12 protein-coding genes and 1 pseudogene are annotated in these 13,240 nt (G+C 42.8%); 7 read left to right on the top strand and 6 right to left on the bottom strand.

Annotated elements, in window-relative coordinates; translation table 11 throughout:
* Window positions 1-16 precede the first annotated feature (16 nt).
* Window positions 17-1,333, bottom strand: coding sequence for a DUF445 domain-containing protein (locus tag F955_RS08860; RefSeq protein ID WP_004893578.1), 1,317 nt, complete (start codon window positions 1,331-1,333; stop codon window positions 17-19).
* A gap of 66 nt (window positions 1,334-1,399) precedes the next feature.
* Window positions 1,400-1,918 (bottom strand): hypothetical protein, encoded by a 519-nt coding sequence (locus F955_RS08855; RefSeq protein WP_004893576.1) that lies wholly within the window; start codon window positions 1,916-1,918, stop codon window positions 1,400-1,402.
* A gap of 240 nt (window positions 1,919-2,158) precedes the next feature.
* On the opposite strand from F955_RS08855, the gene mrdA reads away from it, so the two are divergent.
* Together mrdA and rsmD are read left to right on the top strand one after the other, a co-directional pair.
* On the top strand, window positions 2,159-4,207 hold the full coding sequence (mrdA, locus tag F955_RS08850; protein ID WP_017401569.1) for a penicillin-binding protein 2: 2,049 nt from the start codon (window positions 2,159-2,161) through the stop codon (window positions 4,205-4,207).
* Between the two features lie 3 nt (window positions 4,208-4,210).
* A complete protein-coding gene (gene rsmD, locus F955_RS08845) occupies window positions 4,211-4,762 on the top strand; it encodes a 16S rRNA (guanine(966)-N(2))-methyltransferase RsmD (protein WP_004893569.1) in 552 nt (183 codons plus the stop codon).
* A gap of 85 nt (window positions 4,763-4,847) precedes the next feature.
* Here the strand turns inward: rsmD and F955_RS08840 are convergent, their stop codons facing one another.
* Window positions 4,848-5,051 (bottom strand): hypothetical protein, encoded by a 204-nt coding sequence (locus F955_RS08840; protein WP_004810769.1) that lies wholly within the window; start codon window positions 5,049-5,051, stop codon window positions 4,848-4,850.
* A gap of 245 nt (window positions 5,052-5,296) precedes the next feature.
* Here F955_RS08840 and F955_RS08835 point away from each other — a divergent pair.
* From F955_RS08835 to F955_RS08825, 3 genes and pseudogenes are all read left to right on the top strand, one after another.
* Window positions 5,297-6,035, top strand: a pseudogene (locus F955_RS08835) (sulfite exporter TauE/SafE family protein).
* 92 nt (window positions 6,036-6,127) lie between these two features.
* The gene (locus F955_RS08830) at window positions 6,128-6,889 is read left to right on the top strand and encodes a 3-oxoacyl-ACP reductase (protein WP_004893563.1); all 762 of its coding nucleotides are present in this window, start codon (window positions 6,128-6,130) and stop codon (window positions 6,887-6,889) included.
* Between the two features lie 151 nt (window positions 6,890-7,040).
* Complete coding sequence (locus F955_RS08825) at window positions 7,041-7,361, top strand: hypothetical protein (protein WP_004893562.1); 321 nt, start codon at window positions 7,041-7,043, stop codon at window positions 7,359-7,361.
* Between the two features lie 67 nt (window positions 7,362-7,428).
* Here the strand turns inward: F955_RS08825 and F955_RS08820 are convergent, their stop codons facing one another.
* Complete coding sequence (locus F955_RS08820) at window positions 7,429-8,016, bottom strand: 1-acyl-sn-glycerol-3-phosphate acyltransferase (RefSeq protein ID WP_004893560.1); 588 nt, start codon at window positions 8,014-8,016, stop codon at window positions 7,429-7,431.
* Between the two features lie 191 nt (window positions 8,017-8,207).
* On the opposite strand from F955_RS08820, the gene F955_RS08815 reads away from it, so the two are divergent.
* Window positions 8,208-9,563, top strand: a complete 1,356-nt coding sequence (locus F955_RS08815) for a hypothetical protein (protein WP_004893557.1) — start codon at window positions 8,208-8,210, stop codon at window positions 9,561-9,563.
* Between the two features lie 46 nt (window positions 9,564-9,609).
* On the opposite strand, the gene F955_RS08810 is transcribed toward F955_RS08815, so the two are convergent.
* Window positions 9,610-10,764 (bottom strand): helix-turn-helix transcriptional regulator, encoded by a 1,155-nt coding sequence (locus tag F955_RS08810; RefSeq protein WP_004893554.1) that lies wholly within the window; start codon window positions 10,762-10,764, stop codon window positions 9,610-9,612.
* A 213-nt stretch (window positions 10,765-10,977) separates the two neighbouring features.
* Between F955_RS08810 and F955_RS08805 the strand changes: the two genes are divergently transcribed.
* Window positions 10,978-11,460 carry a copper resistance protein NlpE gene (locus tag F955_RS08805; protein WP_004810783.1) on the top strand — a complete coding sequence of 161 codons (483 nt, stop codon included), beginning with the start codon at window positions 10,978-10,980 and terminating at the stop codon, window positions 11,458-11,460.
* Between the two features lie 75 nt (window positions 11,461-11,535).
* On the opposite strand, the gene groL is transcribed toward F955_RS08805, so the two are convergent.
* A complete protein-coding gene (groL, locus tag F955_RS08800; RefSeq protein WP_004810785.1) occupies window positions 11,536-13,170 on the bottom strand; it encodes a chaperonin GroEL in 1,635 nt (544 codons plus the stop codon).
* Between the last annotated feature and the right edge of the window lie 70 nt (window positions 13,171-13,240).

Below are 13,240 nucleotides of genomic sequence, written 5' to 3'. Positions count from 1 at the left end.
GCATTTCAGCGTCTCGTTATAAGAAAGCCACAAACAAATGGATTAAACCCGCAACAAAACCGGTTACTCCACCCAATACAATCAGAATCCACTCATCTTCCTGAAACGCAGGTCGTAAAAGATTCTGAAACTCCTTCGGTGTTAACTCGCGTATGCGGTCTCTAAACATTTGATAGATTTTCTGTGCACGGCTCGCATTAAACGCAGGGTCGCATACAGGCACCATCGTAATTTCAATTGAGCGATCGATCAAGTCTGTCTTGAGTTTTGCATACTCTCTTGGCCCCAAGGATAGCTGTAAAGAGGTGCGAACCAATGGAGTTTCCATAATTTCGTTAATGTGACGCTTGACGATCCGGCGGGTTTTTTCTTTCTTACCACCATACATCATTTCTGTCATGATCGATTTTAACGTAATCAGATCTTCTGTCACTACACTTGCGAAGACGTCAGAGACTTCTTCCTGACGTTTCATAAAAGCACCTTGTATGTTATAGGTGCCAATACGTGGAATAACCGGTTTGATCCATGGAAACTTGCGGCTCTGCGTGCGGGCGAAGAACTGCGGGTATTTCACATAGTGTGGTTCTATCGGATTGAAGACCATCCAGATGGCAATCCAGTTGGTCAGGAAACCCCAAATTGCTGCCCAGAATGGTACGGTCCAGTGCCAAGGCACCACGAACCATACGATCATCTGGAACAGACCAAAGAACATACCAATTAAAGCACTGATATGCCAGATAAAGTTAATTTCTTTCTGTCCAACCTTCAGGAACATGCGTACCATCAGACGGCGGTCACCCTCCATTTGACTGACCACCATGTCACGCATATCCACAAGTGACTCGACGTTCATGGTCAGCTCAGTCACTAATTCGCGCAACACATCCGGCAACTGCTTGTGTGCCTGAGAATAAATACGGCGCTTGATGGAATACGGCAAGTTTTCCCACAAAACTGCATTACGGTCGATCATGACCTCATCAATCAGATGTTCAAGTTCGAAACCGACCTGTTCACCGATGATGCGTGCCATATCATCCGGGTCCATCGCCTGGAGAAATTCCTGGATCGATCCTAGTTTAGACAAGGTATTGTCTGTGATAATTCCTGAAATTCTTCCTGCTTTGCGTGGCACAATGCCCTGCCAGCCGACAGGCAATGGACCAATATGGAATCCCCAGAACGTGATTGGATAGAACACCATTTTCAGGGCCATCCATACGTGTGCCCAGGTAACGAATGCAGTGACAGGAATGATACTGAGCACAGCCCAGAAATCTGGACGCATCAGAAAGGCTTGCCACAACTCGTTAACGTACTCAAGCATGTATAACTTCCATATTTAATTCTTTGTTCACAGAATACAATTTTCTTATCAAGTCGAATATTTTCTCTATAAACCGATACTTAAAGTATAGGAGAATTGTAGTTGAGGTTCGATTTCGGCCACAACATGTCCACTTCGGCTTTTCATTTCTTCACCAGCACCGATTCCGACACTGAAGGTACTGATCCGTTCTGAACTCAGCATGACATAGGATAAATCTACCCCGCCCCCCAGACGTGCTTCATATTCTCCATCTACCTTCTTACTCTGGATATGTCCGGCATAAGCCCCGACATAATACCCATTTTTATCTTTTCCTGTGAGGTGTGCCGGGTACCGAAAGCCAACTTGTGCACCAAATGGCTTGTCATCGTCCAGAAAAACACCACCTTTGACATATGCGATTCCATACGGATTCACCCACTCAGTATTCAGATGAATCATATTCCGGGTAAATCCTGCCCCCACATTCCAGGTACTTGCCTGACTATCGCTCAGTTTTGCTTCAGATCTATACGTAGAATCATCTGCATAAGCCGTATTTGCGATGAAAGCAAATGCCAGCAAAGGGTATAATTTATTCATTCCTTTTCACCAATATCCTTGATTCATTATAGTTTTAAGGTATCGTCCTTTTTTTATTCAATTTGGACTTTAGCAGAATTATCAACACAGTTGTATACAACTGCAGACAATTTTAATGTCTGCAAAGTCAACGTTTAGCAGATGGGTAGCCCACTCGTATTTCAATATCCAAACCAGGTCAGTTGGGTTAGAATAACGCACTTTCATTCCTATCCGTGTTCAGGTCTAAGTCGATCTCGTATGAAGCAGCATTTTCCATTAAAAAATGTACAGCAAGAAAAACGCATTTATCGCAATCGTGTGTTTTTCTCGATTGGCTTGGTCATCATCTGCATGCTGCTACTAATCAGCCGCTATGCCTATTTGCAGATTGTCAGCTTCGATGAGTTCAACACTGCTTCTGACCAGAACCGTATCCGCCTGCAACCACTTGCGCCTGCACGTGGCTATATCTATGACCGCAACGGCGTCCTTTTGGCAGATAACTATCCGGTATTTACCGCGACCTTAAGTCGTGCCGATGTTGAGGATATTGATGATACGATTAAGCGCCTGATCCCGATTCTGGAACTGAACGAAGAAGATATCGAGCGTTTTAATAGCCGGATTAAAACCGCAAAAAAAACAGAACGTGTTTCTATCAAACTGAATCTGACCGAAACCGATATTGCCCGCTTTAGTGAAATTAAGCACCTGTTCCCAGGGGTAAAAATTGATACCCAGATGACCCGTTACTATCCACATGGTGAATTGTTTGCACATGTGATTGGTTACGTGGGCCGTATTAATGACAAAGAATTAAAAAGTATTGATAAGGACCTTTATGCAGGTACCAACCTGATCGGGAAAATCGGGGTCGAAAAATCCTATGAGGAGCTGCTCCACGGTGTTCCAGGAAATGAATCAGTCGAAGCAGATGCACATGGTAATGTGCTGCGTCATCTTGGACGTAAGGATCCGGTACGCGGGAATGACCTGTTTTTATCTTTAGATTATGGCCTGCAAATGGTTGCTTCCGAGCAACTGGCGGGACGTCGTGGCGCTATTGTTGCCATGGATCCAGGTACAGGGGAAATTTTAGCACTGGTTTCTAGCCCAAGTTTCAACCCGAACCTGTTTGTAACCGGAATCAGTACCAAAGATTATTCTTACTTACGTGATAACCTTGATCAGCCGCTGTATAACCGGGCGGTGCAAGGAACTTATCCTCCTGGTTCGACCATTAAACCGATGTTTGGCCTGGGTGGCCTTCATTATGGCTTGGTCGATTGGGATACAGCGATTTCTGATCCCGGCTATTTCACTTTGCCGGGTGATAGTCACCGTTTCCGTGATCATAAGAAAACTGGACATGGCACTGTAAATCTGCATAAAGCCCAGGTGGTTTCCTGCGATACCTATTTCTATGTCATGTCCTATCGTATGGGTATTGAACAGATGAATGACTGGATGCGGCAGTTTGGTTTTGGTGAAAAAACGGGTGTCGATCTGCCAAGTGAAAGCTCTGGTCTATACCCAAGTCCTGAATGGAAAATGCGTACCCGCAACTCTAAATGGTCACGTGGTGAAACGATTTCTGTGAGTATTGGTCAGGGTGCCTTTACAGCAACGCCATTGCAGTTAGCGATGGCAACAGCAATTACTGCCAATCATGGCAATAAAGTCGTACCGCATGTCTTGCGTGAAAGCCGTGGCGCCAAAGCATTTAAAGTCCATAATGGCACCCATGGTAAAATTGATTTTAATGGTAAAGAAGAAGACTGGTTCAAAATGCGCGATGCCATGGTTGATGTGATTCAGTCGGGTACGGGTCGCGGTATTAAAGGCGGCCTGCAATATAGTATTGCCGGTAAAACTGGCACAGCACAGGTAAAAAGTATTGCCCAGGGTAAACGTTACAATGAAGCCCTGCTCACTGATCGCCAGCTTGACCATGGTCTGTTTGTCGGTTTTGCTCCTGCAGAAAAGCCTGAAATTGCCATTGCAGTAATTCTGGAGAATGGCCGCGGCGGTAGTGCCGCCACTGCACTCGCTCGTCCTATTTTTGATTACTGGTTACTGCATAAAGATAAGAATCCGGTACGCCCACTCAATCATCAATTAAGTGGAGGACTGATGACTGCCGGTATTAAACCTGGCGAGCTTCCAAGTGGTGCAAGTATTCTTAGCCCTGATGCTGCAGCAACACCTAACAGCACGGATGCATCACAAACTTCCTCAAACGCAACATCGAATACATCTCGTTCGAGCTCATCTGCAAACTCTGCACCAGCTGTAGAAGGAGATTAATATATGAAAAATCAGTTACGAATTATTGGTGGTGACTGGAAACGCCGTCAGCTAGCCTTTGCCAGTATTGACGGTTTGCGTCCCACCCCGGACCGTGTCCGTGAAACCCTGTTTAACTGGCTGATGTGGGATGTACAGAATGCCAAGGTGCTGGATATCTGTACCGGTTCTGGTGCTTTGTCCTTTGAAGCACTTTCCCGCGGTGCAACCAGTGTGGTGATGATTGAACCGGATCGTACTCAGGCACAATTTCTGAGCCAGAATCTGGAACTGCTTCAAGTCACCAAAGCACGTGCACAACTGAAAGTAACCACGGCGCAGCAGGCTTTGCAAATTTTGAAAGATCAATTTGATCTGGTCTTTTTAGACCCGCCTTACAGCTTGGACTTATGGACTTCTCTGGCTGCACTTGCTGATCCGCTAATCAAGCCTGAAGGCCTGATTTATGTCGAAGCAGATCGGGATTTAAATACTTTGCAGCTCCCCTCTTCTTGGCAACTGATTAAAAATACCAAGGCTGGGACAGTACGTGCAGGCTTATATCAGAAAAAGTAAATGAATATTTGCACAATAAGTATTAAAAAAGGATTCCTGTATGGAATCCTTTTTTGTGAAATGTAAGTTATAAATAGCTGATCTCTTAACGGCGATCACGCCAGTCACGGTCTTCCCGATCACGTTTCCAATCACGATGATCTCTATCTTTCCAGTCCCGGTCACCATGGTTACGGTCATAATGTCCATTACGGTCTCGATGGCCACGATAATCATCATCCCAAGGATCGACCATACAACCGGTTAAAGCCACTGCCAGCACAGATGACAGTAATATCATTTTTTTCATTTTCATCACCTCTTCCTTTCTGCACTCTGCCAGTATCAAGCGATTTCATGGAGAGTGCACGCAGCCATTGTTGGTCTCCTGTACCGATTTGTTTGCTTTTATTCACCATTAAAATAATTCAACTATCTTCAAATAAATTATTTATCTGAACTTCGACTAAGCTGTGCACAAATACAGCTAAATATTAGCTTGGCTTTTTCAGCAATCTTTTGAATACTGCTGGCTTTATTTATTGACTGATCAGAATGACTTGGCTGTTATTTATTTTAGGCGCAATGATCGCAGGATTTGTACAAGGTCTTACCGGTTTTGCCTTCGCTTTAATTGCCATGTCATTTTGGGTATGGGTACTCAGTCCTCAAGTTGCTGCCCCCCTCCTTGTGTTTGCTTCGATTTGGAGCCATGTCATTTCATTATCGAATGATAAAAAAGCATGTTCATTTGTATAAAGCACTTTACTTACCGTATTTAATTGCCGGACTGATCGGCGTCCCGCTCGGCACCTGGTTACTGAATATCATTGAGGCACATACTTTCCGTATCTTACTGGGTATGTTCCTCGTTATCTGGTGTCCACTCATGTTGTTGAATCCTCAGATCCGACTGATTCAACATTCAGGCAAAACTGCAGATGCCAGTATCGGTTTGGTAGGTGGCATTTTAGGTGGCTTGGGAGGGTTTTGCGGTTCCGTACCTTCTGCCTGGTTAATGCTCAAACAGCTCCCTAAAGATCAGCAGCGCTATATTTTACGTCATTTTAATTTCGCCATTCAGATGTTTACCTTGGCAGCCTATCTATATCAGGGCAATTTAAATCAGAGTCACTTGCCCTATATGGCTGTACTGATTCTTGCAGTCAGTATTCCCGCTATTTTGGGTGCGCGCCTATTCCATCGCATTTCAGCACTGCACTTTAAGCAAATTGTTCTTGGACTACTTTTCAGTTCAGGATGTTTCCTGCTGCTTAAAGAGTTGATCCATTAAACTGTTCCAAAAAGGCCAAAGCCTTGTCCTACTTTGCTTTCAGCCAGTTTACTGCTAAGGTAACTTGAATGATTTTTCTGTAGAAATGAGCTATGCAAATTCGTGATCAAATTGTACTTGTGACTGGCGGTGCACGTGGACTTGGCCTGGCAATTAGCCAGCTTCTGATTGAAGAAGGTGCACGTATAGTGGTGAACTATCTTAGTAGTAAAACGCAGGCTGAAGCTTTACAGAAGCAGTATCCCGATCAGGTATTTAGCTATCAGGCAGATGTTACTCAAGCAGATCAGGTCAAAGCCCTGTTTACCGCAAGCAAAGCACATTTTGGTGAAGGCATTCATTCGGTTGTGAACAATGCCCTGGTACAGTTTGAATTTAATGGTGATAATCGTCCCAAGGTAGAAGATTTGTCTTGGGAGATGATGTCGCATCAATTCAGTGGTGCTGTTCAGGCTTGCCTCAATACGACTCAGGCGGCGCTAGAAGATATGAAACAGGCACATTTTGGCCGGATTGTGAATATCGGTACCAATCTAGTTCAAAATCCGGTGGTGCCTTATCATGACTATACGACTGCTAAAGCCGCGCTACTGGCATTTACCCGTACTACTGCGCAGGATCTTGGTCAATATGGAATTAATGTAAATATGCTTTCAGGCGGCCTATTACAAACCACAGATGCCAGCAAAGCCACACCTGATTTTGTGTTTGATCTGATTGCTCAGTCAACGCCATTACGCCGTGTCATTACCCCTGAAGAATTCGCGTCGGCAATCTTGATGTTCCTGTCTCCTTATTCACGCGCTGTCACGGGGCAAAACCTGATTGTAGATGGAGGCTTAGTCAAAGGTTAATCAATCTTGATACATGATCATAGAATCGTTCAATACTGACTCCGATTGTACGATACCTCACATTTTAACCAACTGTTCAAAAAAAACGGTTTTGAAACTCGAAATACCTTTTAAAATATCGAGACCTTTCAAAACCGTTTAACTTCTCCCTATGAAAGCCTTAGCAGTATTGAGCCTGACTCTGCTACTGACAGCTTGTATGTCACATGATGCCCAAAAAGCCGAACACATTTTAAAACTCTTCCACTGTAAGGGTATTGAACCTTCGCAAATGCAGCATAATAGTGTGACTCAATATTATGAGCATTCTCTGTATAGCTCAAAAAGCAAAGCAGAGGCTTATATAGAACAGTATAAAAATGGCGAGGAATCTTTTGAAATCCCGCTCTCTGAAATCGTGAATCAGCAATATGAACTATACAAATCAGCCTGTCAAAATCTGGGGGGCATTCCAGCCAAAGAAGCATTCTGATCTTTAATGCAATATGAAATAAAATCTTAATGCTAAAAAAACAGGAGTATTCTCCTGTTTTTTCATTTTAACTCGCTTTGTAATATCGCTGATCTACACTAAATTCTTTAGGAAATTTGGCCTGGATGCCTGCATAGAAATCCATGATCTCAGCCATATCTTCCTCAAAATTTCCTGTGGGATGAATGATTTTTCCTACACCTGCCTTCTTTTGTTCATAATCCATATAAGCCAATGCAATCGGGACGCCAGCATTTACCGCAACATAATAAAAACCGGTTTTCCATTGCTCCTGACGGGCACGTGTTCCTTCAGGTGTAACCAACATGACCAGTTCAGGATGCTGCTTAAACAGGTCTGTCATCACCTGAACCATACTTGGACGCGGCTCACCTGCCTGCTTGGGACGGCGATCAATTCCGATTCCCCCCATCGCACGTACAAAAGGACCCAATGGGAACTGCATGTAGCTGTCTTTAATGGTAATACGCACATTGACACCTAATGCCTTCAACGCTAGCCGTGCATATAATGCATCCCAATTACTGGTATGCGGCGCAGCAATCATGACACATTGGCTCAGGTTTTCAGGCCAGTGATTGTCTGTCTCCCAGCCCATCAATTTAAGTGCTTTTTCAGCTAAATTTTCAAACACAATTCAATCGCAAAATAAATAAAAAATTATGTGATAGTGTACCAATATTAGAGTTTAATTCGCTTTGTAATCGATTGTAAATACATTATTTGATGCACTTTTTATACAATCAACCTCCCAATATTGGGATATTCCTTAATCATTGGCTTCCCTAGACTCAGGTGGACAATTATAAACCACCCATGGGGTCAATGATGAAAAAAACTATACTCGCAGTAATGCTTTCCACCCTTGCATTAACCGCATGTAATGATGATGACGATGACCATCACTCACCAGGAAATGGTGGCAACCCACCTGGAACACAGCAAGGTATCTTGACTGATGGCCCAATTGAAAACGTCCGCTATGAAACATCAAGTGGTGTAAAAGGCTCTACCAATGCGGAAGGTAAATTTAATTATAATACAGGTGATACAATTAGATTCTTTATCGGAAACCTTCAGCTAGGTGAACAGGATGGAGTTCCAGCTCAAGCACGGATTACTCCGACAGATCTTTATGAGAATGATCCGGACATACCTGGAAATGAAGATGAAGAATTAGAAGAAGCATTAACAATCTTCCTGCAATCGATTGATGCAGATTATATTACACCGCCAACAGGTGCTCCCGCAGATTACAATGCTCATGATAATGGTATTCAAATTACTCAAGATGTCATTAATCGAATTAACACAGCTTTCACCTCTGCAACTACATTCGAGACAGCACTAGAGGATTCTGATAACAGTATAACAACCCTTATTCAAGACCAATTACAGCTTAGCGACGTAACTCCAGTTACTCCTGATGAAGCTGCAGCTAATATTCAAGAAGCTTTCTATAAAGATATTGCTGGCACATGGCAATTAGGCTCTGCAGATAAATCGGACAAAGTCATTCTAGTGGTTTATACCGATGGTAGTTACAAACTGGGCGAAGCTGATAATGCAGATGATGATGGAGAACCAGGTTATGAACTTGGGAATCTTCAGTGGAACTGGAAAGGTGGTGTTATCACACCTGTGATTGATGAAAATGGTGACACCAATGGATCATGGGGGCTTTCAGATTCAGAAGGTGACGAAGGTTACACTCTAACTTTTGACGGTACAAACTTAGTTCTTACTGAAACTGGTTTGGATGAAGATGATACCTCTACCCTTACACGAGTAGAAAATTCAACCAATGGCCTCGTAGGTACGTGGGAGCTGGATGATACCCATGTACTGGTATTCTTGAACGACGGCTACTACTTCCTGATTGATACTACAGGAGGAGAGGATTGTGGCCCAGAGGGTATTGAATATGGTCAATACACTACTTCGAACAACACCCTCACAGTCACCGATAACTTGTTCGATACAAATGAAAGTTGTGGTCTATATGATGGTCAAAACTCTCCATTCGTTCTTGGAACCTATACAGTTAATGCAACTACCATGACATTAACTCCAACAGGTGAACCTGCTGTCACTTTCACTCGGGCTGATTTCCAGCGTGATCCAGAACCCACTCCTGAGCCACAGCCACAGCCACAGCCACAGCCACAGCCAACAACGTAATATCTCTTGGTATAACTTTAAAAAGCCAGGTAATTAACCTGGCTTTTTATGCAATATGCTGAAACTGTAACGTACAGTTCATCAACTTATGTATCAGCTCAATCTGGCTATTCACTTCTAGCTTTTCATAAATCTTTTTCATATAAGTTCTAATGGTTTGAATACTGAGTTGCATCTGTTCAGCAATCTCTTCAGGTTTATAACCATTGATCAGGTATTCACATAATGCGATCTCCCGACATGTCAACTGATAATGCTGCCTTAAATAGCTTTGTGACAAGATATGGTATTGATTTCGGTCCGTCAAAAATATTGCAACTTGATATTGTCTCGATTCTTCAATAGATGTTATTGACTGTTTCGACCAAGGTACGATTGTCAGCATGATGCAATGACCTGTTGCATCCTCTACAGCCATTACTCCACCGATTTTACTTATTCCCCCACTTCCCTGCTGTAAAGACCCTCTGATAAGTTGTTCTAGTTGCAGATGATAGGCTCTATTAAGCTTCAGATAATTGTACTGATCTATTTCAATTTCCTGATTCTGCCTCAGCATTTTTTTTGCTTCAATATTGGCAAACTGTATCTCGAAATTCTCAAGTAATAATACAATCCCGACCTTTAGAGCGTTCATGGCCTGATAAGCATTGTACTTATCCTGAATAACTAAACTGAACTGACGATAAATCTGTAGCGCTCGCCTTAAATGAATACTGATACGCTCCAGAAAATCCAGCTGCTCTTTACCATAAGGGGTGGCTTCAGGTGCTCGGTGAATTCCCAGTACCGCCCAACTAAAATCACCACGATCCAGCAATACACCTGCAAGATGTAAAATACCGGTAGGCTTTAAACATTTTTCATAAAAGATATGCTCTTCTGAACCTTTCATGGAAGGATAATGCTGACAATTGATCTGTAAAGCCTCTCCCACTGCAATCTCATTCCATAGCGGCAAGTGCAGCTTCATATCAATGACTTGAATACGTTCATCCCGATAAGCTGCTAGACCTTCATAAGGAATATTATAGGTATGGACAAAGTTGTAAGCTGGGTTGAGCTGATCCATCGCAGTAAAGATGGCTGTCTTACTTTGTGTGTATTCCACTAACTCATGCATAACCTGAGTCCATAACTGAGGATCCAGTGCTGCATCATAGATATGCGCAATAATGTTATTTTCTTTATCCAAATCCATCATTGCCCTCATTATTATTTTTTTAAACCTGTGAAAGCACTATTTATTTGAGATGATAGTGATTTTATTTTTTATTATTTTAGCAATTCCTTTACCTCATCACACGTGCAGAGTGAATTTCACTTAATCAATACATCATTTACAAAGTTGTACTACCCTTATGATTTTTAAATTTTTATGTTGAATATTAGCAAATGCAAAACGGGCATAAAAATGAAAAAGTCTCTCCTTATCGTCGCAATGACCACAATCACGCTAGGTTTAAGTGCCTGTTCTAAAACCCAAGAACCCTCTAGCAATGAAAATATGGATTCAGAAAATTCTGCTCAGATGAATACGCCAGCGACATCACGCAGCTTACCTGCAGGCGATACTGCAGAAACTTCTCTTGACTGGGCGGGCGAATACGAAGGAACTTTCCCATGTGCGGATTGTGAAGCCATTAAAGTTGAGTTAGAACTTCATCCTGACAAAACTTATGAGTTGAAAGAAGAGTATGTTTCCGATACCAAAAGCACAGAAACCAAAACCAAAGGAAGTTTTAGCTTTGACCCTAAAATGACTTCAATTATTACACTGGATGAAAAAGGTGAAAATCGTAAATTCTTTGTCGGTGAAAATTTCTTAGAAGCTCGAGATATTCAAACTGGCGAGAAAATTAACAGCAATCTGAATTACAGATTAATCAAACATTAATATTTTTAAGCTAACCTGAATGAAAAAAATCCCCGCAAATGCGGGGATTTTTTAGATCAATGACCGGTTGATGAATTACATCATGCCGCCCATACCACCCATACCGCCCATATCAGGCATAGCAGGTTTGTCTTCTGGGATATCAGTGATCATACATTCAGTTGTCAACATTAATGCAGCAACAGAAGCAGCATGCTCAAGCGCAGAACGTGTTACTTTTGCTGGATCAAGAATACCCATTTCAAGCATATCGCCGTATTCGCCAGTTGCAGCGTTGTAACCAAAGTTACCTTGGCCATTTTTCACTGCATTAATCACAACTGAAGGCTCATCACCAGCATTAGATACGATTTGACGAAGTGGCGCTTCAATTGCACGACGAAGAATGCTGATACCTACGTTCTGGTCATCATTTGCACCCTTCACACCGTCAAGTGCAGCTGCAGCACGTACCAGTGCAACACCACCACCCGCAACAACACCTTCTTCAACCGCTGCGCGAGTTGCGTGAAGTGCATCGTCTACACGGTCTTTCTTCTCTTTCATTTCAACTTCAGTTGCAGCACCGATTTTGATAACAGCAACACCGCCAGCCAATTTAGCTACGCGTTCTTGAAGTTTTTCTTTGTCGTATTCAGAAGTAGATTCTTCGATTTGCGCACGGATCTGTTGAACACGGTCAGAGATCTGAGCTGCATTACCAGCACCATCCACAATCACTGTGTTTTCTTTAGAAACTGTTACTTTGTGCGCAGTACCCAAGTGTTCAAGAGTCGTTTGGTCTAACTGCATACCGATTTCTTCAGAAATCACAGTACCGCCAGTCAGGATCGCGATGTCCTGCAGCATTGCTTTACGACGGTCACCGAAGCCAGGTGCTTTAACAGCACATACTTTAATGATACCGCGCATATTGTTGACAACCAGAGTTGCAAGCGCTTCGCCTTCAACATCTTCAGCAATGATCAGAAGTGGTTTACCAGTTTTCGCAACTGCTTCCAGTACAGTGATCAATTCACGGATGTTACTGATTTTCTTGTCAACCAATAGGATGTATGGATTTTCAAGTTCAGCAGTTAGCGTGTCTTGTTTGTTTGCGAAGTATGGAGAGATATAACCACGATCAAACTGCATACCCTCTACAACGTCAAGTGCATCTTCGAAGCCTGAACCCTCTTCAACAGTGATCACACCCTCTTTACCTACTTTTTCCATTGCTTGCGCAATCAGTTTACCAACAGTAGTGTCAGAGTTAGCAGAGATCGAACCTACTTGCTCAATTGCTTTAGAATCAGAAGCAGGCTGAGCAGTCGCCTTGATTTCAGCAACTAAAGTTTTCACTGCAATATCGATACCACGTTTCAGATCCATTGGGTTCATACCCGCAGTTACTGACTTGATACCTTCATTTAAGATTGCTTGAGCAAGAACAGTCGCAGTTGTGGTACCGTCACCAGCGATGTCATTGGTTTTTGAAGATACTTCGCGAACAAGTTGAGCACCCATGTTCTCGAACTTGTCTTTTAAAGTAATTTCTTTCGCCACAGTTACACCATCTTTAGTGATATGTGGTGCACCGAAAGAACGGTCGATGACAACGTTACGGCCTTTAGGACCAAGGGTAACTTTTACAGCATCTGCAAGGATGTTCACACCAGCGATCATTTTCGCACGAGCTGAATCACCAAATTTTACGTCTTTAGCTGACATATTTGACTCCGAGTATTTTTAATAGCTTTACAAAATCTGATATGGAATATGTAAGACTGTTTTAGCGAAG

The organism is Acinetobacter schindleri CIP 107287 (assembly GCF_000368625.1).
GTDB classification, from domain to species: domain Bacteria; phylum Pseudomonadota; class Gammaproteobacteria; order Pseudomonadales; family Moraxellaceae; genus Acinetobacter; species Acinetobacter schindleri.
This window is presented reverse-complemented; position numbering and strand designations above follow the sequence as displayed.

Coding starts and splice junctions, on each gene's coding strand:
- F955_RS08830 (WP_004893563.1), top strand. CDS start 6,128: ATGCAAATTCGTGATCAAATTGTACTTGTGACTGGCGGTGCACGTGGA.
- F955_RS08805 (WP_004810783.1), top strand. CDS start 10,978: ATGAAAAAGTCTCTCCTTATCGTCGCAATGACCACAATCACGCTAGGT.
- rsmD (WP_004893569.1), top strand. CDS start 4,211: ATGAAAAATCAGTTACGAATTATTGGTGGTGACTGGAAACGCCGTCAG.
- F955_RS08810 (WP_004893554.1), bottom strand. CDS start 10,764: ATGGATTTGGATAAAGAAAATAACATTATTGCGCATATCTATGATGCA.
- F955_RS08855 (WP_004893576.1), bottom strand. CDS start 1,918: ATGAATAAATTATACCCTTTGCTGGCATTTGCTTTCATCGCAAATACG.
- mrdA (WP_017401569.1), top strand. CDS start 2,159: ATGAAGCAGCATTTTCCATTAAAAAATGTACAGCAAGAAAAACGCATT.
- F955_RS08860 (WP_004893578.1), bottom strand. CDS start 1,333: ATGCTTGAGTACGTTAACGAGTTGTGGCAAGCCTTTCTGATGCGTCCA.
- F955_RS08840 (WP_004810769.1), bottom strand. CDS start 5,051: ATGAAAAAAATGATATTACTGTCATCTGTGCTGGCAGTGGCTTTAACC.
- groL (WP_004810785.1), bottom strand. CDS start 13,170: ATGTCAGCTAAAGACGTAAAATTTGGTGATTCAGCTCGTGCGAAAATG.
- F955_RS08815 (WP_004893557.1), top strand. CDS start 8,208: ATGATGAAAAAAACTATACTCGCAGTAATGCTTTCCACCCTTGCATTA.
- F955_RS08825 (WP_004893562.1), top strand. CDS start 7,041: ATGAAAGCCTTAGCAGTATTGAGCCTGACTCTGCTACTGACAGCTTGT.